20 protein-coding genes are annotated in these 18,677 nt (G+C 53.4%); 10 read left to right on the top strand and 10 right to left on the bottom strand.

From position 1 onward, the window contains the following. Positions 1 to 7: 7 nt before the first annotated feature. Both FDW88_RS00345 and fabI read right to left on the bottom strand, forming a co-directional pair. The gene (locus FDW88_RS00345) at positions 8 to 1,165 is read right to left on the bottom strand and encodes a carboxymuconolactone decarboxylase family protein (RefSeq protein ID WP_137361799.1); all 1,158 of its coding nucleotides are present in this window, start codon (positions 1,163 to 1,165) and stop codon (positions 8 to 10) included. Between the two features lie 217 nt (positions 1,166 to 1,382). Beyond that, entirely contained in the window at positions 1,383 to 2,171 is a 789-nt protein-coding gene (fabI, locus tag FDW88_RS00340; RefSeq protein WP_137361798.1) for an enoyl-ACP reductase FabI, read from the bottom strand. Positions 2,172 to 2,680: 509 nt separating this feature from the next. On the opposite strand from fabI, the gene FDW88_RS00335 reads away from it, so the two are divergent. Further along, positions 2,681 to 3,370 (top strand): EAL domain-containing protein, encoded by a 690-nt coding sequence (locus tag FDW88_RS00335; RefSeq protein WP_137361797.1) that lies wholly within the window; start codon positions 2,681 to 2,683, stop codon positions 3,368 to 3,370. Positions 3,371 to 3,412: 42 nt separating this feature from the next. Here the strand turns inward: FDW88_RS00335 and sapF are convergent, their stop codons facing one another. From sapF to pspF, 6 genes are all read right to left on the bottom strand, one after another. Next, positions 3,413 to 4,219: a peptide ABC transporter ATP-binding protein SapF gene (gene sapF / locus FDW88_RS00330; RefSeq protein WP_096756842.1), complete on the bottom strand. Its 807-nt coding sequence runs from the start codon at positions 4,217 to 4,219 to the stop codon at positions 3,413 to 3,415. A 1-nt stretch (position 4,220) separates the two neighbouring features. Next, a complete protein-coding gene (gene sapD / locus FDW88_RS00325) occupies positions 4,221 to 5,213 on the bottom strand; it encodes a peptide ABC transporter ATP-binding protein SapD (RefSeq protein ID WP_096756843.1) in 993 nt (330 codons plus the stop codon). Then, a complete protein-coding gene (gene sapC, locus FDW88_RS00320; RefSeq protein WP_096756844.1) occupies positions 5,213 to 6,103 on the bottom strand; it encodes a peptide ABC transporter permease SapC in 891 nt (296 codons plus the stop codon). Before sapC ends, sapD begins: the two co-directional genes overlap by 1 nt. Next, on the bottom strand, positions 6,090 to 7,055 hold the full coding sequence (gene sapB / locus FDW88_RS00315) for a peptide ABC transporter permease SapB (RefSeq protein WP_137361796.1): 966 nt from the start codon (positions 7,053 to 7,055) through the stop codon (positions 6,090 to 6,092). Before sapB ends, sapC begins: the two co-directional genes overlap by 14 nt. After that, positions 7,052 to 8,695: an ABC transporter substrate-binding protein SapA gene (sapA, locus tag FDW88_RS00310; protein WP_115258335.1), complete on the bottom strand. Its 1,644-nt coding sequence runs from the start codon at positions 8,693 to 8,695 to the stop codon at positions 7,052 to 7,054. The genes sapB and sapA overlap by 4 nt, the downstream gene beginning before the upstream one ends. A gap of 112 nt (positions 8,696 to 8,807) precedes the next feature. Beyond that, positions 8,808 to 9,797, bottom strand: a complete 990-nt coding sequence (gene pspF / locus FDW88_RS00305; RefSeq protein WP_170973006.1) for a phage shock protein operon transcriptional activator — start codon at positions 9,795 to 9,797, stop codon at positions 8,808 to 8,810. Between the two features lie 155 nt (positions 9,798 to 9,952). Here pspF and pspA point away from each other — a divergent pair, with 155 nt between their 5' ends. The 8 genes from pspA (at position 9,953) to tyrR (ending at position 16,172) form a co-directional block, all read left to right on the top strand. Beyond that, positions 9,953 to 10,621 (top strand): phage shock protein PspA, encoded by a 669-nt coding sequence (pspA, locus tag FDW88_RS00300; protein WP_096756889.1) that lies wholly within the window; start codon positions 9,953 to 9,955, stop codon positions 10,619 to 10,621. Positions 10,622 to 10,675: 54 nt separating this feature from the next. Then, entirely contained in the window at positions 10,676 to 10,900 is a 225-nt protein-coding gene (gene pspB, locus FDW88_RS00295; RefSeq protein ID WP_115258337.1) for an envelope stress response membrane protein PspB, read from the top strand. Further along, positions 10,900 to 11,259 (top strand): envelope stress response membrane protein PspC, encoded by a 360-nt coding sequence (gene pspC, locus FDW88_RS00290; RefSeq protein ID WP_096756891.1) that lies wholly within the window; start codon positions 10,900 to 10,902, stop codon positions 11,257 to 11,259. Before pspB ends, pspC begins: the two co-directional genes overlap by 1 nt. Before the next feature lie 8 nt (positions 11,260 to 11,267). After that, a complete protein-coding gene (pspD, locus tag FDW88_RS00285) occupies positions 11,268 to 11,489 on the top strand; it encodes a phage shock protein PspD (protein ID WP_096756892.1) in 222 nt (73 codons plus the stop codon). A gap of 76 nt (positions 11,490 to 11,565) precedes the next feature. Beyond that, positions 11,566 to 11,883, top strand: coding sequence for a thiosulfate sulfurtransferase PspE (gene pspE / locus FDW88_RS00280; protein WP_137361795.1), 318 nt, complete (start codon positions 11,566 to 11,568; stop codon positions 11,881 to 11,883). A gap of 142 nt (positions 11,884 to 12,025) precedes the next feature. Next, complete coding sequence (locus FDW88_RS00275; protein ID WP_135911928.1) at positions 12,026 to 13,423, top strand: YcjX family protein; 1,398 nt, start codon at positions 12,026 to 12,028, stop codon at positions 13,421 to 13,423. Further along, positions 13,420 to 14,481, top strand: a complete 1,062-nt coding sequence (locus tag FDW88_RS00270; RefSeq protein ID WP_137361794.1) for a YcjF family protein — start codon at positions 13,420 to 13,422, stop codon at positions 14,479 to 14,481. The genes FDW88_RS00275 and FDW88_RS00270 overlap by 4 nt, the downstream gene beginning before the upstream one ends. Before the next feature lie 146 nt (positions 14,482 to 14,627). Then, positions 14,628 to 16,172, top strand: a complete 1,545-nt coding sequence (tyrR, locus tag FDW88_RS00265) for a transcriptional regulator TyrR (protein WP_115258340.1) — start codon at positions 14,628 to 14,630, stop codon at positions 16,170 to 16,172. Between the two features lie 49 nt (positions 16,173 to 16,221). Here the strand turns inward: tyrR and tpx are convergent, their stop codons facing one another. Beyond that, positions 16,222 to 16,728, bottom strand: coding sequence for a thiol peroxidase (gene tpx, locus FDW88_RS00260; protein ID WP_096756896.1), 507 nt, complete (start codon positions 16,726 to 16,728; stop codon positions 16,222 to 16,224). 114 nt (positions 16,729 to 16,842) lie between these two features. Here tpx and ycjG point away from each other — a divergent pair, with 114 nt between their 5' ends. Continuing rightward, the gene (ycjG, locus tag FDW88_RS00255) at positions 16,843 to 17,808 is read left to right on the top strand and encodes an L-Ala-D/L-Glu epimerase (RefSeq protein ID WP_115258341.1); all 966 of its coding nucleotides are present in this window, start codon (positions 16,843 to 16,845) and stop codon (positions 17,806 to 17,808) included. Here the strand turns inward: ycjG and mpaA are convergent. Continuing rightward, complete coding sequence (mpaA, locus tag FDW88_RS00250; RefSeq protein WP_115258342.1) at positions 17,783 to 18,511, bottom strand: murein tripeptide amidase MpaA; 729 nt, start codon at positions 18,509 to 18,511, stop codon at positions 17,783 to 17,785. The two genes, ycjG and mpaA, sit on opposite strands and share 26 nt — an antisense overlap. Positions 18,512 to 18,677 lie beyond the last annotated feature (166 nt).

Here is an 18,677-nt window from a genome sequence, read left to right as displayed (position 1 = left end):
GGAGTGGTTAGTGAGTCTCGCCCAGCGCGATTTTCAAGCGATTCAACCATCCGCACAATCCACTCCAGGCCAGTAAGTTAATAGCCTGTTCCGATGAGGTACCCTGTTCAAATAACGGGGTTAACAGTGCGGCGCTAAAACGGTCGGGCGCCCTGGTTAACCATTGTACCGCTTGCAGGGTAGCGCGCTCAACCGGATGTCGTTGTTCCCAGCGCTGCAATTCGCGTTCATCCAGACGCAGTATCGTTATGAAGTCCGCCAGTTGATGAGCTGTGAGGGCCTGTTCATTAAAGCATGCCACGCTGCCGTTAATGCGTGATGTCAGCAGTGTGGCGAGAGAAAACGCCCTCGACGGTGTATCTGTACATAGCGTACTGGTCAGCAATGATCTGATTAAAGCCAGTATCGTCGGTGAATGTGCCAGCAGCGGCGCGAGCGTTTGTAAATCCGGGATGCGCCCGTTTTGGTCAACGCTGCCTGGTGAAGCCTCGCGAGGCGGGATGACGTCTATCGGGAATGCGGCCATATGCCATTGTGCATCGGCGTTGTTAAAAATAGCGGCCTGCGCGTATTGCTGAACATCAAGGCCCGGTATGCGACGCAAAGGATGGCCAAAATAAGCCTGAAGGACCGCCACGACACGGGCCTGAAAACCGACAAAGCCGATGACCTGATTAATCAAGATGATATCGCAGGTTGTTAATCCAACATCATCAAGATGATGGCGATCGCGTACGCCAATCACGGCGGGAGAACTGGCAAGTTGGCGAGCATACTGGGTAATTTGTGCCAGCCGGTGATTACTCTCACGGGAGGAGTCCGGGCCTGGTAGCGGGGTCAAACGTGCTGCGTAGTGGTTACACAATCGTTGGATGCCGTAAACCTGAGCGACAGTTAAGGCGGTACTCATTCGTTCATAGGCGCTGAACGTATGTAACGAATTTAGGTCAACATCAGCAGGGAAGAGAAGGTGAGCAAGTTCACGGGCAGGTTCTAACCAGGACTGAAAGGGTAACAGCGCGACTTCCGGTATCGCCAGGTCCAGCAAAAAACTGTCTTCGACGTCTGCTGCTTCTGGCACCAGCGGAAGAACATCTTGCGGATAGGTGCTGGACTGCGTTTCATGATACCAGTGGCTTTTGCCTTCAATTCGGCGTTGTTCCATGGGCGTTCCTTGGTCAAAAAAGTGGCGACCCGGATACGTCGTTATGTTCGTCCGCCGGATCGTTTGCGCTGCAATATCCTGGCGTAAGCTGATGAGGGGATGAAAGATTGTTACGTGATAATAAATATCAGAAAAGTATATATGACAGGGAGTAGCTGACGGGAGGGGGAAAAAATCATGGGCGACATCGCGCCGCCCACAGAGGAGGTCTGAAAGATTATTTCAGTTCCAGCTCGTTCATTGCCGCGATGCTGAAGCCACCATCAACGTGAACGACTTCGCCAGAGATGCCGGCAGACAGGTCAGAACACAGGAATGCTGCTGAGTTGCCCACATCTTCAATGGTCACGGTACGGCGAATCGGAGTAACTGCTTCGCAATGGGCCAGCATTTTACGGAAATCTTTGATGCCAGAAGCCGCCAGAGTACGGATTGGACCTGCGGAGATTGCGTTGACACGCACACCTTCTGGACCCATCGCGTTAGCCATATAGCGGACGTTTGCTTCCAGAGACGCTTTCGCCAGACCCATTACGTTGTAGTTCGGGATAGCGCGCTCTGCGCCCAGGTAGGACAGCGTCAGCAGTGCAGAGCCTGGATTCAGCATCGTGCGGCAGGCTTTTGCCATCGCTACAAAGCTGTAGGCGCTGATGTCATGAGCGATTTTAAAGCCTTCGCGGGTTACCGCATTCACATAGTCGCCATCCAGCTGGTCTGCCGGTGCGAAACCGATGGAGTGTACGAAACCGTCGAATTTTTCCCAGGTTTTGCCCAGTTCAGCGAACATGGTGTCGATGCTGGCGTCTTCAGCCACATCGCACTGCAGGACGATGTTGGAACCCAGTTGAGCTGCAAATTCTTCCACGCGGCCTTTCAGTTTGTCGTTCTGGTAGGTGAACGCCAGTTCAGCTCCCTCGCGGTGCATCGCTTGAGCGATACCGTAGGCGATGGACAATTTACTGGCAAGACCGGTCACCAGAATGCGCTTACCGGAAAGAAAACCCATAGCTTTAATCCTTATAGTCATTACTTATTTTTTTAGCAATCAATGCGTTATGATTGCAATTTCAAGGTCACTCGAAATTGGTCTGAAATTATATCCCACTCTCTGCCCCTTGTGTCACGATCTTTCTCTGCGAGTCACCATACGGTTAACGACAGTAAAAGGGATTTCGGGAACCGTGGCATCGTTGTCAGTATCAGTGGCCTGTCACTATTCGTTGCACGTGAGGAGTATATCACTCCCCCCAGGTTCTGCCTCCTCCAACCAGACCGGAGCAGGGGCGAGGGCAGAAAACACGAGGACTCAACGGCGTAAAATGGTATGATTTAGCGCTAGTCGATGTTGATGAACATATCAATGTCAGAAGATTCTTAAAACTAAAAAATCGGCTATATTCATCCTGTTATCATATATTGTTTTTATCGATCAATAATGAATCATTGATCTATATTATTGATTGATTATAATTAAAAGCGCATTATCAGTATGTTATGATCAATTGGAGTGGTCTTATGCGCTATCATTTCATCGCGGAACCGATGAGAGACACAACGGAAAAGTTGCTGGGTGTTGAGATGATCGCCCGGTTTACCTCAGAGACGGTTCACCCGTTACATTCAGATTTCATCATTGCCGCGTGGAATAGTGCACAAAAACGCCATTTCATGCTTGAACAAATCGCGTTAATCACCCGAAAGCGCGCCTGGTTTGAGAGCAATAACCTTTTTTGTACACTTAATCTGATTGATGAAATGGCGCTTCTCGCGATAGGCGACCCTGCCATAACCTCGGCCTTACACGCTATGCCGTTTATTGCACTTCAACTCTCAGAACGTTTCCTGTCGAATACTGCTTGCCTGAATAACCTGCTGATTAATTCTCTGCGTGACGGGCCTAATGCCTTGTGGTTGAGCAATCTTGGCTCTGGTAGCGTGGGGGCAAACCCGCTGGTCAGCGGTAATTTTGATGTAGTGAAAATGGATCGCGGCTTCTTTTTGTCGCAGGTCGAAAAGCCGATGTTCCCGGTTCTGATTAAGAACATCAGGGAATATTGTGACCGAGTGGTCGTCGAGGGGCTGGAGGATGCGCGGCTTATTGATGAGCTAAGCCATGCGGGTATCTGGGCCGTGCAGGGTGATATTTCCCCGCCGGTTGCATTTAGCGACATTGAAGCATTGCTACCTGCAGATATTGTTCACTGACGATATAAAAAGCCCTCCATCAGAGGAGGGCGTCAATAACTGTTAGCGATCTTTGCGCCAGGCATCGGCGGTGAGCGCCTCACCGAAATGCCCGGATATCAGGCGGCGGGTCAGTTCATGCAGCGGCGAGGCCAGCACATCCGCCGTACTGCCGCGCTCGACGACCTCGCCCTGGTGCATCACCAACACCTGATCGCTGATGTGTTTCATCATCCCAATATGCTGCGTCACATAGATATATGAAATACCCTGTTTTTCCTGTAGCTCGAGCATCAGGTTAATCAGCTGCGAACGCATCGACATATCCAGAGAGGCCAGCGCTTCGTCCGCGATAATCACTTTGGGACGTAAAATCAGGGCGCGAGCTAACCCCAAGCGCTGTTTTTGTCCTGGTGCCAACATATGCGGGTAGTAGCTAACGTGATCGGGCAGCAGACCGACCATGCGCATGGTTTCGACGATCTGCTTGCGGCGTTGCTCCGGCTCAAGATCGGTATTCAGACGTAGCGGAAAATCGAGGATCTGCGAGATACGTTGACGCGGGTTCAACGATGTTGACGGATCCTGGAAAATCATACGAATGCGCTGGCTGCGAAAAGAATAATCACCGTATTTTAGCGGATGATCGTCAATCAGCAGCTCACCGCTGGTCGGCTCAACCATTCCGGCCAGCATTTTCGCCAGCGTCGATTTACCGGAGCCGTTTTCGCCAATGACGGCAAGTGTCTGGCGCTCACGCAGTGTAAAGCTCAGTGGCTTGACGGCTTCTACGGTCTGCCGACGAAACAAGCCCGTCCGGTAGCGAAAGGTTTTGCTCAGGTTACGTACTTCGAGCAGTGTTTCTACCATCTCACTCTCTCTCCATGTTCAGCGGGAAATGACAGGCATAGAGATGATTCTTTGCTCCGGTCAGTCGTGGGGTTTCAATGCACTCACGTTGAGCGTAAGGGCAGCGCGGCCCCAAACGGCACCCCATTGGTAACTGTTCCAATAATGGGATCGCACCAGGCATCGTATTCAGGCGGCTTTTATGCGGCATTGGGCTACCAAAATCTGGAATGGCACGGATCAACGCCTGTGTATAAGGATGGTGCGGAATCGTCACCAAATCTTTACTTGGCGCGGTTTCCACCGTTTGTCCGCAGTACATGACGTTGATTTTATCCGCCCACTGGCTGAGCATTTGCAGGTCATGGCTGATCAGCAAAATGGTGGTGTTGCTGTTTTGATTGAGCCGGGTCAGCAGACGGAAAATTTGCGCCTGAGTGGTGGGCTCCATCGCATTGGTCGGCTCATCGGCAATCAGCAAACGTGGCTGATTCGCCAGGGCGATGGCAATCATGACTTTCTGGCACTCGCCGTCCGTCAACTCATACGGGAAGCTGCGCATCGCATCTTTATGGTCTTTTATCCCGACGCGGTGCAGCAGTTCAATCGCGCGGCGTTTGCGCCAGCCAATGCGTTGCCACCAGCGCCCTTTATAGGTCCAGGCGGGAATATTTTGCATCAGCTGCCGTCCGACGCGTTCAGACGGATCGAGACAGGACTGCGGTTCCTGAAAGATCATGGACACATTATGACCGACCAGTTTACGCCGCTCGCGGGCAGACAGTCGTAGCAGATCGATATCATCAAAGCGCATGCGGTCAGCGGTCACGCGCCAGTTGTCTTTTGCCACGCCGCAAATAGCCTTGGCGATTAAACTTTTACCGGAGCCCGATTCACCGACCAGTCCACGGATCTCGCCTTCATTGAGTGTCATACTGACGCGGTCAACGGCCTTTACCCAGTCGTCGCCGGTTCTGAACTCAATGGTCAGGTTACGAATATCCAGTAATGGCATTATTCCACCCCCGCGATAATTGCGCGGCGTACACCGTCACCTAACAGGTTTACCAGCAGCACGCTAATCATGATCGCCGCCCCGGGCAACATCACGGTCCATGGGGCAACGTAAATTAACTCCAACGCGTCGCCCAGCATGGCGCCCCATTCCGGCGACGGAAGCTGTGCGCCGAGGTCGAGAAAGCCCAGTGCGGCAATATCCAGAATCGCCATCGACAAAGCGCGGGTGATTTCAGTGATAAGCCCAGCGGTAATATTGGGCAAAATCGCAAACCACAGAATGTTGAGCGTGGAGGCACCATCCAGACGGGCAGCAATGACATACTCTTTTTCCAGCTCGTCATGCACCATGCTATAGACAGAGCGCACCATGCGTGGCAACAGCGCCAGCCAGACGGCAAACATCGCGTGCGTTAGATGGGGGCCAGCAAACGCCACCACAATGATCGCCAGCAGCAGCGACGGGATCGAGAGCAGGGTATCGAGAATATGGTTCAACACTGCCGAGCGTAAACCGTGGGTTGCCCCGGCTAAAACCCCCAATACCAGACCGCATATCGTGGCGGCGAGCGTGACAACAAATGCGCCGCCGACAGTGGGAGCTGCACCGCTCAGCAGGCGGCTTAATACGTCACGTCCCAGATCGTCGGTCCCAAGGAAGAATGACACCTCGCCATAACGCGACCAGGAAGGCGGGAGCAGTTGATAACCCAGGAATTGCTGATCGATACCATAAGGCGCAAACCAGCCACCGAAAACACACAGTATGGCCAGTCCCGCACAGCCATACAGACCGACCATTGCAGACGCATCGCCATAAAAATTGCGCCACGCGGTACGCAGCGTGCCAGGCGGGCGCTTTTCGCTGTATACGCTATCGTAAGGCATACCATTCCTTATGTTTCAGAGGGTTAGCCATGGCACCCAAAATATCAGAGATCACGTTTACGATAATGACCAGTGAGCCAATCACCATCACGCCGGCTGAAATTGCGGCGTAATCCTGCTGGCGAATGGCGTTGATCAGCCAGCGGCCAATGCCTGGCCAGCTAAAGACCATTTCGGTGATCATCGCCAGCGTCAGCATGGTGGAAAACTGGAGACCAAGCCGCGGGATCACCGGCGGCAGGGCATTATGCAGTACGTGGCGACGTAAAATGGTCAGTCGAGACAGGCCGCGAGTGGCCGCCGCTTTTACGTAATTTTGATCGAACACCTCGATGGTACTGATACGCATCAGGCGAATGACTTCGGTCGTTGGCGCAACGGAGAGCGTTAACACCGGCAGCACCATGTGGCGTATTGCGCTGACCAGCATTTCATCGCGCCACGGCGAGTCGGAAAGCCACGCGTCGACGATGGCAAGACCGGTAACAGGTTTGACTTCATAAAGCAGATCAAAACGGCCAGACACGGGCAGCCACCCGAGCGTTAACGAGAAGAACAGCGTCAGCAACAGTGCTAACCAAAAAACCGGGATGGAAAAACCCATCAGGGCAAAGGCACTAATGCATCGATCCGGCCATTTATTGCGTGTGATCCCCGCCAGCATGCCAATCGGGATACCGACCATTAGCGCAAAACCGAAGGCGAGAACGCACAATTCCATTGTGGCAGGGAACACTTCTTTCAACTGTTCCGAGATCAGTTGTCCGTTAATGCTGGATACACCGAAATCCCAGTGGATGAGGCCATTGAACCAGAATACCCACGCATTCCACAGCGACGCACCCTGCAGAGGAGCATGGGGGGTAAAATAACTCAGGCTGAACCCGATAAACGTCAGGAAGAACAGGGTGACCAGGAGCAGTAGAAAGCGACGCAGGGTAAAGATAATCATGGTTTTTTCACCTCATCTTTCTTTTCCCTGGATACGCCGGCAAAGGAGGCATTACCGAATGGGCTGAGTACCAGGCCTTTGATGTCATAGCGATAGGCCTGCAAACGCAGTGAAGAGGCCAGCGGCAGGATGGGTAGCTCTCGTGCCAGGATCGTTTGCGCTTCGTCATAGGCATCAATGCGTGACGAGAGCTGCTGCGATGACAGCGCTTTGCGCAGAACGCTGTCAAACTCCGGATCACACCAATGGGCAAAGTTGGTCTGCGAGTTGATGGCGGCACAGCTAAGCAGCGGACGGAAAAAACTGTCAGGATCGTTACTGTCTGTCGCCCAACCGGACAACGTCAGATCATGGTTCATATCCATTAATCTCGCCTCCTGAAAACGACCTTCCACCGGAATAATCTTCACTTTCACGCCAACCTGCGCCATGTCCGCTTGAATAAGCTCGGCGGTTTTCAGCGGGCTGGGGTTCCAGGCCTGGGAGCTGGTTGGTACCCAAAGCTGTAACGTCAGGTTCTCCAGCCCCAGCGCTTTTAACTGCTCGCGAGATTTTGCCGGATTGTATTCTGTAATTTTAGCTTCGTTGTCATACGCCCACGAGGCGCGCGGCAAAATAGATGCGGCGGTTTCTGCTGTACCGTAATAGATCGACTGCATCAGCCGCTGGTTGTTGATTGCCAGCGCCAGTGCATGACGCACGGCCGGATTGTTCAACGGGGGTTTATTGGTATTGAAAGCCAGGTAAGCAATGTTCATCCCAGGGCGCAGCGTCAGGCGCAAACGTGGGTCATCACGTAAGATGCTGAGCTGACTGGCAGCAGGCCAGGCCAGCACGTCGCATTCACCGGTGAGCAGTTTTGATAAGCGCCCGGTTCCACCAGAACCGAGATCAACGACGACCTGCGGCATTAAGGGTTTCCCGCGCCAGAACGCGTCGTGACGCTGCAGGCGAATATATTGCCCGCCACGATTTTCCGAAAGCTGATACGGACCGGTACCGACAGGCTGTCGGTCCAGTAATTCCTTGCGATCCTGTTTTGCCAACTGCCCCGCGTATTCCGCTGACATAACCGACGCGTAATGCGTGGCCAGATGCCACAGGAAAGACGCATCCGGTTGAGTCAGGCGAAATTCAACGGTATGGCTGTCCAACTTGCGCACGCTTTGCACATTATCGGCGAACTGGAGGCTATCAAAGTAGGGGAAGTTGCTGCCGTTAACATTGTGCCACGGATGCTGGCGGTCAAAGATTCGCTCGAAGGTAAACACCACATCGTCTGCATTCAGTTTACGAGTAGGGGTGAACCAGGTGGTTTTTTGAAATGGCACGTCACGACGCAGGTGGAAGCGGTACGTTGCGCCGTTATCCAGCACCTCCCAGCTTTCGGCCAGTTCTGGCACCAGGCGATAGGTGTAAGGATCCACATCAAGCAGACGGTCATAAAGTTGGGCGGCAAGCGTGTCGACGATCAGTCCACTGCTCGCTTTCTGTGGGTTGAACGTATTGACCTGTCCGCTGACGCAATAGACAAAGCCGCTGTCACGAATATCAGCGTGCGTGGTCTGCTCAGGCGCGGCAGCAGCCTGACCACTCAGAAGTCCAGCCATCACAATCAGAGATGATAAAACCAGGCGCATAATTTTTAAGGTTTTTAGAGTCGATCTGCAAAGTGTATCGCACAACGGCCCGTCAGGTAAAAATGTCTGCAGGTAACTGGCGTAAATGTGTGCGATTCAGGTCATGGAACCGCTAAATCTGATGTTTTTTGAGCAATGCCCGCAGCTGGTGGTAGGTCAGCCCGAGTAATTCTGCCGCCTTTTTCTGATTAAACTTTGCCTGCTGCAAGCTGGTTTGCAGAAATGCTTTTTCTTGTTGCTGCTGGAATTCACGTAGATCCAGCGGCAGTGTCACCGGCGCGGAGTGAGTTTCCTGCTCCGAAGGTTGTACGGTGTGGCGTTTGAAAGGGTCAATCACGACTTCATCCAGTGGAAATTCGCTGGTGCCGTGGCGGTAAACAGAGCGCTCGACGACGTTTTTCAGCTCACGAATATTGCCCGGCCAACGGTAGTGCAGCAGAGTATCCCTGGCCTGTGCGCTAAAGCCTGGAAACAGTGGTAAGCCAATTTCCCGGCACATTTGAATGGCAAAGTGCTCGGCCATTAGCATGATGTCGCTTTGACGCTCCCGCAACGGGGGAAGTTGCACCACATCGAAGGCCAGCCTGTCGAGCAGGTCCGCGCGAAACGTCCCTTCATTAACCATCCGCGGTAAATCGGCGTTGGTGGCGCAGACCAGGCGCACGTTAACCTGCAGCGGTTGGCTGCCGCCAACACGTTCGAGTTCCCCGTATTCAATCACCCGTAGCAGTTTTTCCTGTACCAGCATCGGGGCGGTGGCCAGTTCATCAAGAAACAGCGTCCCGCCATCAGCGCGTTCAAAGCGTCCGGGATGACGTTTTTGTGCGCCGGTAAAGGCGCCGGCTTCGTGACCGAACAGTTCTGAATCGAGTAAGTTTTCATTGAGCGCCGCACAGTTCAGCGAAATAAACGGCCCTTGCCAGCGCGAAGAGAGGTAATGCAGGCGGTTAGCGATCAGCTCTTTGCCCGTGCCGCGCTCACCGATCACCAGTACCGGTTTATCCAGCGGTGCCAACTGAGAAACTTGCTCAAGCACCTCGATGAAACTGTTGGCTTCGCCGAGAAGGTTGTCTTTGTATCCGGTCATGATGAAATTCACTATTTGTTAGTGTTATTCACCAATGTACCCTAATTTCGCTATCAGGTAAAATTAACTATTATTTTTATAATCAAATAGTTATAAAGTTGGCACGCAATCTGCATTAATCCAGCAGCAGGGCATCGCCCGATATCAGAACTATCAGTGAGGATTACATTATGGGTATTTTTTCTCGTTTTGCCGACATCGTGAACGCCAACATCAATGCGTTGCTGGAAAAGGCTGAAGATCCGCAGAAGCTGGTGCGGTTAATGATTCAGGAAATGGAAGACACGTTGGTTGAGGTGCGTTCGAACTCGGCACGTGCGCTGGCGGAAAAGAAACAGCTATCCCGCCGTATTGAACAGGCCACAGCGCAACAGGTTGAGTGGCAGGAAAAAGCAGAACTGGCGCTGCGTAAAGAGAAAGAAGATTTGGCGCGCTCTGCCTTAATTGAAAAGCAGAAGCTTACCGATCTGATCGCCTCGCTGGAACATGAAGTGACGCTGGTTGATGACACGCTGTCACGCATGAAAAAAGAGATTGGCGAGCTGGAAAATAAACTCAGTGAAACCCGTGCTCGTCAGCAGGCATTGACCCTGCGTCATCAGGCCGCCAGTTCTTCACGTGATGTTCGTCGTCAACTGGACAGCGGTAAGCTCGATGAAGCCATGGCGCGCTTTGAGTCTTTTGAGCGTCGTATCGACCATATGGAAGCTGAAGCTGAAAGCCATAACTTTGGTAAGCAAAAATCGCTGGATCAGCAATTCGCCGACCTGAAAGCGGATGATGAAATTAGCGAGCAGTTGGCGCAACTGAAAGCCAAAATGCAGCAAGACAAGCAATAATAATATCTGGCGGCGCCCGAACGCGCCGCCGCTCATCACCTGTAAGGAGTACTCATGAGCGCGCTATTTCTGGCCATCCCGTTAACCATCTTTGTGCTGTTTGTTTTACCGATTTGGTTATGGCTGCATTACAGCAACCGTTCCAGTCGTGGCGAATTGTCGCAGAACGAACAGCAGCGTTTAGTGGAGCTGAACGCTGAAGCGCAGCGCATGCGTGAGCGTATTCAGACGCTGGAAGACATTCTGGATGCTGAACATCCTAACTGGAGGGATCGCTAATGGGAGGCGTTAACCTGAACAAAAAGTTGTGGCGTATTCCGCAGCAGGGCATGGTGAAGGGGGTCTGCGCAGGCATCGCGCAGTATCTCGACGTGCCGGTGAAGCTGGTACGGATTCTGGTAGTACTGTCGATTTTCTTCGGTCTGGCCTTTTTCACCCTGGTGGCCTATATCGTACTGACTTTTGTGCTGGATCCAATGCCGGACAATGTCGCAACCGGTGAACAGCAACCGTCCAGCGGGGAACTGTTGGATGCCGTCGACCGCGAACTCGCGGCCAGTGAAAATCGTTTGCGGGATATGGAGCGTTATGTGACGTCAGATACCTTCACATTGCGTAGCCGCTTCCGTCAACTGTGAGAAATGAGATGAACAATCGCTGGCAACGTGCCGGGCAGAGGGTAAAGCCTGGCGTTAAATTAGCAGGTAAGCTGGTTCTGTTTACGGCACTTCGCTACGGCCCGGCGGGCGTCGCCGGGTGGGCGGTAAAATCCGTCGCCCGTCGCCCGCTAAAAATGTTGCTGGTTTTGATGCTTGAACCTTTATTGAACAAGGTCGCCAAAAAAATATCCCGCCGTTATGGTCAGTGATAGTGCGCTCGCAATATTTTCTTAAGATCAATTATATAGTGTTAGATGAAATTAGGTCATTTAACAGGACGATACTATGTTGAGAAAAGGGGTATTCGCGCTAGCGTTGCTCATCGGTATGCCGGTTTTTGCCGCGGAACATTGGATTGATGTCCGCGTACCTGAGCAATACCAGCAGGAGCATGTTCAGGGAGCCGTCAAAATTCCCTTAAAAGATCTCAAAGCGCGCATCGCGTCCGAGGTTCCGGATAAGACCGACACCGTGAAACTGTACTGCAACTCCGGGCGGCAATCGGGACAGGCGAAAGATATGCTTACCGAGATGGGATACACGCAGGTAACAAATGAAGGGGGGATCAAAAGCATTGATCTTCCGAAAGTAGAAAACAAATAATCGCACAATGTACATCTATTTCGGGCGGCATTATTTTTTGTCGCCTGCTAGACCTCAGGTAGTTGATAAATAAGAATTACCCCCTATCTTTACTTCCAGTTTGTTATATTTTCTACGGTTCCTTCAGCATAACGGGATGGCGATGAAGCGACTCAAAAATGAACTCAATTCGCTGGTGAATCGCGGCGTGGACAGGCATCTGCGTCTGGCTGTCACCGGGCTTAGCCGCAGTGGTAAGACCGCGTTTATCACCGCGATGGTGAACCAATTACTCAATATTCATGCCGGCGCTCGTCTGCCGCTGCTCAGCGCGGTGCGCGAAGAGCGTCTGCTCGGCGTTAAACGGGTTCCACAACGCGACTTTGGCATTCCGCGCTTTACCTATGATGAAGGGCTGGCCCAGCTGTACGGCGCTCCGCCGACCTGGCCGACACCGACGCGCGGCGTGAGTGAGATTCGTCTGGCGCTGCGTTATAAGTCCAATGACTCATTGCTGCGCCACTTTAAAGACACCTCCACGTTATATCTGGAGATCGTCGATTATCCGGGCGAATGGCTGCTTGATTTGCCGATGCTGGCACAGGATTACCTGAGCTGGTCGCGGCAAATGACCGGATTATTGCAGGGCCAGCGGGCAGAATGGTCGGCAAAATGGCGGCAGTTAAGTCAGGGGTTAGATCCCTTAGCGCCCGCCGATGAAAATCGTCTGGCGGAGATTGCCGCCGCCTGGACGGATTATTTGCATCAGTGTAAGCAGCAGGGCCTGCATTTTATTCAGCCGGGGCGCTTTGTTCTGCCGGGCGATATGGCGGGCGCACCCGCGCTGCAGTTTTTCCCGTGGCCGGATGTTGACGCGTATGGCGAATCGAAACTGGCGCAGGCTGATAAACACACCAACGCTGGCATGCTGCGCGATCGGTTCAATTACTACTGCGAGAAAGTGGTGAAGGGGTTTTATAAGAATCACTTCCTGCGCTTTGACCGTCAGATTGTGCTGGTTGACTGCCTGCAACCGCTCAACAGCGGACCACAGGCGTTTAACGATATGCGTCTGGCGCTCACGCAGTTGATGCAAAGCTTCCATTATGGTCAGCGTACATTGTTCCGGCGGTTGTTCTCACCGGTGATCGACAAGTTACTGTTTGCCGCTACCAAAGCCGACCACGTGACGGTCGATCAGCATGCCAACATGGTGTCGCTACTGCAGCAACTGATCCAGGACGCCTGGCAAAATGCCGCCTTTGAAGGCATCAGCATGGATTGTCTGGGGCTGGCGTCGGTGCAGGCCACTACCAGCGGATTGATCGATGTGAAAGGCGAGAAGATCCCGGCACTGCGGGGGAACCGCCTGAGCGACGGCGCGCCGCTAACCGTCTATCCGGGAGAGGTGCCAGCACGCTTACCGGGTCAGGCGTTTTGGGACAGTCAGGGCTTTCAGTTTGAAGCGTTTCGTCCGCAGGTCATGGATGTGGATAAGCCCTTACCACACATTCGTCTTGATGCCGCGCTGGAGTTTTTAATAGGAGATAAATTGCGATGAGCGAGCCGTTAAAACCGCGTATCGATTTCTCAGGACCGCTGGACGTTGATCAACGTCCGTCTTTTAAAGCACAGCAGATGTTCGACGATACGCAAGCGCAGACTTTTTCTCCGGCTCAACTTGACGAGCCTCTGGCAGATGAAGGACAGGCCGAAGCGGTCATTGATGCCGCTTTACGTCCTAAGCGTAGCCTGTGGCGCAAGATGGTGATGAGCGGGCTGGCATTGTTTGGCGTCAGCGTGGTCGCACAGGGTGTGCAGTGGACGATGAATGCCTGGCAAACGCAGGACTGGGTTGCGCTGGGCGGGTGTGTCGCCGGGGCGCTGATCGTTGGCGCCGGTGTCGGTTCGGTGGCAACGGAGTGGCGTCGGCTGTGGCGTTTACGCCAGCGCGCGCACGAGCGTGATGAAGCGCGGGATTTGTTGCATAGCCATGGCGCCGGCAAAGGGCGCGCGTTTTGTGAAAAGCTGGCACAGCAGGCGGGTATCGACCAGTCTCATCCGGCGCTACAGCGCTGGTATGCCTCTATACACGAAACGCAAAACGATCGTGAAGTGGTGAGTCTGTATGCTCATCTGGTGCAGCCTGTGCTGGATGCGCAGGCGCGACGTGAAATCAGCCGCTCAGCGGCAGAATCTACGTTGATGATCGCGGTCAGCCCGCTGGCGCTGGTGGACATGGCATTTATCGCCTGGCGAAATCTGCGATTGATTAACCGTATTGCGACGCTATACGGCATCGAACTGGGCTATTACAGCCGCTTGCGCCTGTTCCGCCTGGTGCTGCTGAATATTGCCTTTGCCGGGGCCAGTGAACTGGTTCGCGAAGTCGGTATGGACTGGATGTCGCAGGATCTGGCTGCACGTTTATCCACGCGTGCTGCCCAGGGCATTGGCGCCGGGTTGTTAACGGCGCGTCTGGGGATTAAAGCGATGGAACTGTGTCGTCCGCTGCCGTGGATTGACGATGATAAACCGCGTCTCGGTGATTTCCGTCGCCAGCTGATCACTCAGGTCAAAGAGACCGTACAAAAGAATAAACCTGCGCGTGAAAGCTGAGTAAAAATGGGCGCCGATCGTATAACTTTACGCCCCGGCGCCTAATTTTCCAGCGTGCTGTCAATATTTGTTGACAGAGTCCTTCCTGCTAACGAAATACTGGCTTATCATCTATCACATGATCCCTTGTTTAGGTGAAGGTTCCCATGCGTCTGGAAGTGTTTTGTGAAGACCGACTTGGTCTGACCCGCGAATTACTCGATTTACTGGTGCTTCGAGGCATTGACTTACGCGGTATCGAGATCGACCCCATCGGGCGAATCTACCTTAATTTTGCGGAACTGGAGTTCACCAACTTCAGCAGCCTGATGGCTGAAATCCGCCGTATTGCCGGTGTTACGGATGTGCGCACCGTGCCCTGGATGCCTTCTGAACGCGAACACCTGGCGCTGAGCGCGCTGCTTGAGGCGCTGCCTGAACCGGTCCTTTCACTGGACATGAAAAGCAAAGTGGAGATGGCGAACCCGGCGAGCTGCCAGCTTTTTGCCCACACTCAGGATCGTATGCGCAACCACACGGCGGCGCAACTCATCAATGGCTTTAACTTCCAGCGCTGGCTGGAGAGCAATCCGCAGGATTCCCACAGCGAGCATGTCGTCATTAATGGACAGAATTTCCTGATGGAAATAACCCCTGTCCATTTGCAGGGCGAAAATCAGGAACAGATGTTAACCGGCGCGGTGGTGATGCTGCGTTCCACCATCCGCATGGGGCGTCAGTTGCAAAACATGACCACCCAGGACCTGAGCGCCTTTAGCCAGATTATTGCTGTCAGCGCCAAAATGAAACACGTGGTAGAACAGGCGCGTAAACTGGCCATGCTGAGTGCGCCGCTGCTGATTACCGGCAATACCGGGACGGGGAAAGATCTGTTTGCCCATGCCTGCCATCTGGCAAGCCCGCGAGCGGCGAAACCTTATCTGGCGCTGAATTGTGCGTCGATCCCTGAAGATGCGGTAGAAAGCGAGCTGTTTGGTCATGCGGGGGAAGGTAAAAAAGGTTTCTTTGAGCAGGCTAACGGTGGTTCAGTACTGTTGGATGAAATTGGCGAAATGTCGCCGAGCATGCAGACCAAATTGCTGCGTTTTCTTAATGACGGGACCTTCCGCCGCGTCGGCGAAGATCATGAGGTTCACGTTGATGTCCGTGTGATTTGCGCCACGCAAAAAAATCTGGTGGAGCTGGTACAGAAAGGTTTGTTCCGCGAAGATCTCTATTATCGTCTGAATGTACTGACGCTCAACCTGCCGCCGTTGCGCGATTGTCCGCAAGACATTATGCCGCTCACCGAGCTGTTTGTGGCGCGTTTTGCCGACGAACAGGGCGTGCCGCGCCCGAAACTGTCCGCCGATCTCAGTACGGTGTTAACCCGCTACGGTTGGCCGGGTAACGTGCGCCAGTTGAAAAATGCTATCTACCGGGCATTAACCCAGCTTGAAGGGTACGAACTGCGGCCACAGGATATCTTATTACCGGATTATGATGCGGCGACGGTAGCTGTGGGGGAAGAGGTGATGGAAGGGTCGCTGGATGAAATTACCAGCCGCTTCGAGCGCTCTGTCCTGACGCAGCTGTATATGAATTATCCCAGTACGCGCAAACTGGCCAAACGACTTGGTGTTTCGCATACGGCAATCGCCAATAAGTTACGTGAATACGGTCTGAGTCAGCAGAAAAAAAGCGAAGAGTAATACGTAGATGAAAAAGCCTCCGAATGGAGGCTTTTTGCTTTAGGGCGACTTAGGCTTTCAGTACGTCCAGAGCGGCAGCATAGTCTGGCTCGTTGGTGATTTCATTCACCAGCTGGCTGAAAATGACGTTGTCATTCTCGTCGATAACCACCACGGCACGCGCGGCCAGGCCCTTCAGTGGGCCTTCGGCGATTTCAACGCCGTAGTTTTTCAGGAATTCCGCGTTACGCAGGGTGGACAGAGTGATCACGTTGCTCAGACCTTCCGCGCCACAAAAGCGAGAATGGGCGAATGGCAGGTCGGCTGAAATACACAGTACGACAGTATTGTCGATTTCTGTCGCCAGTTGGTTAAACTTACGTACCGATGCCGCACAGACGCCGGTATCGATGCTTGGGAAAATATTCAGCACTTTGCGCTTGCCGGCAAACTGGCCCAGCGTAACGTCAGACAGGTCTTTAGCCACAAGGGTAAAAGCCTGCGCTTTGCTACCTGCCTGAGGAATGGAGCCGGCAACGGCAACCGGGTTGCCCTGGAAATGAACGGTTTGTGACATGGTTATCTTCCTGTTTACATATAGTTAACGTCGAGGTTATTTTATGCCATCAACAGTTAACACGGCAAACGCTATTTGCGGATATCCACTTCCGGGACTGCATAAGGAAAACAAATGAGAACAGTGAAGGTATATGAGGAAGCCTGGCCGTTACACACCCCGTTTGTAATTGCCCGTGGCAGCAGGACCGAAGCGCACGTGGTGGTGGTCGAACTGGAAGAAAACGGCGTGAAGGGGATCGGCGAGTGTACGCCTTATCCTCGCTATGGCGAGAGCGATGCTTCGGTACTGGCGCAAATTATGGGTATCGCCCCACAGCTGGAAAACGGACTGACGCGCGAAGATTTACAAAAGCTACTGCCTGCCGGTGCCGCACGTAATGCTGTCGACTGCGCGCTTTGGGATTTAAGTGCCCGGCAACAGCAGCAAACCCTGACCGAGCAGGTCGGTGTCGAACTCGATGCAACGGTAACGACGGCTCAGACGGTGGTGATCGGCACGCCGGAACAGATGGCGGCAAGCGCTGCCGCCCTGTGGGAGAACGGGGCGACGCTGCTGAAAGTCAAACTGGATGCGCGCTTAATCAGCGAACGTATGGTCGCTATTCGTTCGGCTGTTCCTGATGCGACGTTGATTGTTGATGCCAATGAGTCCTGGCGTGCCGAAGGTCTGGCTGCACGCTGTCAGCTGCTGGCTGACTTAGGTGTTGCCATGCTGGAACAGCCGCTGCCTGCTCAGGATGATGCTGCGCTGGAGAATTTTGTGCATCCGCTGCCCATCTGTGCGGATGAAAGCTGCCATACCCGCAGTAGCCTGAAAGCGCTACACGGACGCTATGAGATGGTGAACATTAAGCTGGATAAAACCGGTGGCCTGACGGAAGCACTGGCGCTGGCGACCGAAGCCCGAGAACAGGGTTTTGCATTGATGCTGGGATGCATGCTGTGCACATCGCGCGCGATCAATGCCGCTTTGCCGCTTACGCCGCAGGTCTGCTTTGCCGATCTCGACGGCCCGACCTGGCTTGCGAACGATGTGCAGCCCGCCCTGCATTTTACGACCGGGCAACTCCATCTTTAGGGTGCCAGCGCAGCAAATTGGACATCGCCAGCAGGTATTTTTCGCTGGCTTCATCTGAAGAGATGGGCGGGAACTCTGCGGTAATGCAGTGCAAGTTCAGATCGGCACACCAACTGCCGAAAGACCCCGGTGTTTCATAACCCACGCTGGTGACGAGGGGGAGTTCAAACCCTCGTGCCAGCCACTCGCCCAGTTCGCTGTGCCTCGGATCCTCAATGCATGCCAGCGGGTCGTGAAATGAGACCACCCAGGCGGGATGAATGCGGTGAATCAACTGACACAGCGCCTGGGTTTCCGGTTCGGAACCCGGATGATCCCCCGTCAACAGCACGACATCGCGTTGTTCTGCACTGCTATTCCAGCGATAGACAGTTTCACCTGCTTTCCAGTTTGCTGCCGGGAAATTACGATTGAGATCAACCCCGTTAGCATTGGCGCGCAGGCCGAGTTGACACCCGTCAGGGTTTACCGCCAGTACCACGTGGTGACGGCGCAGGGAAGGGGTAAGCGTACGCAAGGCGCAGGATAGCGTGACAATTGAAGCGTTTTCGTCACCGTGGGTACCCGCCAGAATGAGTCCACTATCACGATCGGCTGCCGGCGCGGGAAACCAAATTAACGGGGCACCTAAGAGTGAACGTCCGTAATGTTCGGTTCCTGGCGGAAATGCGCCGCGCTCGGCACGGGGACGGGTAACGGTCATAGTCATCTCTGAATGCATAAATTGTTATTCGCAGTGTTGTGCAAAATGTATGGATAATCAAATCGTTTTCACACACTTATCTTTTCAGGTGTAATATCACTTTCTTGTCCGAAGTTAATTGCATTTCCTGCTGGCGATACAAATAATTACACATTCACTTAATGGC

It is taken from the genome of Citrobacter sp. wls829, assembly GCF_005280825.1.
Lineage (GTDB): Bacteria > Pseudomonadota > Gammaproteobacteria > Enterobacterales > Enterobacteriaceae > Citrobacter > Citrobacter gillenii.
The sequence above is the reverse complement of the archived record's forward strand: the minus strand, read 5'-3'. Positions and strand labels throughout refer to the sequence as shown.

Coding starts and splice junctions, on each gene's coding strand:
- FDW88_RS00345 (WP_137361799.1), bottom strand. CDS start 1,165: ATGGAACAACGCCGAATTGAAGGCAAAAGCCACTGGTATCATGAAACG.
- fabI (WP_137361798.1), bottom strand. CDS start 2,171: ATGGGTTTTCTTTCCGGTAAGCGCATTCTGGTGACCGGTCTTGCCAGT.
- FDW88_RS00335 (WP_137361797.1), top strand. CDS start 2,681: ATGCGCTATCATTTCATCGCGGAACCGATGAGAGACACAACGGAAAAG.
- sapF (WP_096756842.1), bottom strand. CDS start 4,219: ATGGTAGAAACACTGCTCGAAGTACGTAACCTGAGCAAAACCTTTCGC.
- sapD (WP_096756843.1), bottom strand. CDS start 5,213: ATGCCATTACTGGATATTCGTAACCTGACCATTGAGTTCAGAACCGGC.
- sapC (WP_096756844.1), bottom strand. CDS start 6,103: ATGCCTTACGATAGCGTATACAGCGAAAAGCGCCCGCCTGGCACGCTG.
- sapB (WP_137361796.1), bottom strand. CDS start 7,055: ATGATTATCTTTACCCTGCGTCGCTTTCTACTGCTCCTGGTCACCCTG.
- sapA (WP_115258335.1), bottom strand. CDS start 8,695: ATGCGCCTGGTTTTATCATCTCTGATTGTGATGGCTGGACTTCTGAGT.
- pspA (WP_096756889.1), top strand. CDS start 9,953: ATGGGTATTTTTTCTCGTTTTGCCGACATCGTGAACGCCAACATCAAT.
- pspB (WP_115258337.1), top strand. CDS start 10,676: ATGAGCGCGCTATTTCTGGCCATCCCGTTAACCATCTTTGTGCTGTTT.
- pspC (WP_096756891.1), top strand. CDS start 10,900: ATGGGAGGCGTTAACCTGAACAAAAAGTTGTGGCGTATTCCGCAGCAG.
- pspD (WP_096756892.1), top strand. CDS start 11,268: ATGAACAATCGCTGGCAACGTGCCGGGCAGAGGGTAAAGCCTGGCGTT.
- pspE (WP_137361795.1), top strand. CDS start 11,566: ATGTTGAGAAAAGGGGTATTCGCGCTAGCGTTGCTCATCGGTATGCCG.
- FDW88_RS00275 (WP_135911928.1), top strand. CDS start 12,026: ATGAAGCGACTCAAAAATGAACTCAATTCGCTGGTGAATCGCGGCGTG.
- FDW88_RS00270 (WP_137361794.1), top strand. CDS start 13,420: ATGAGCGAGCCGTTAAAACCGCGTATCGATTTCTCAGGACCGCTGGAC.
- tyrR (WP_115258340.1), top strand. CDS start 14,628: ATGCGTCTGGAAGTGTTTTGTGAAGACCGACTTGGTCTGACCCGCGAA.
- tpx (WP_096756896.1), bottom strand. CDS start 16,728: ATGTCACAAACCGTTCATTTCCAGGGCAACCCGGTTGCCGTTGCCGGC.
- ycjG (WP_115258341.1), top strand. CDS start 16,843: ATGAGAACAGTGAAGGTATATGAGGAAGCCTGGCCGTTACACACCCCG.
- mpaA (WP_115258342.1), bottom strand. CDS start 18,511: ATGACCGTTACCCGTCCCCGTGCCGAGCGCGGCGCATTTCCGCCAGGA.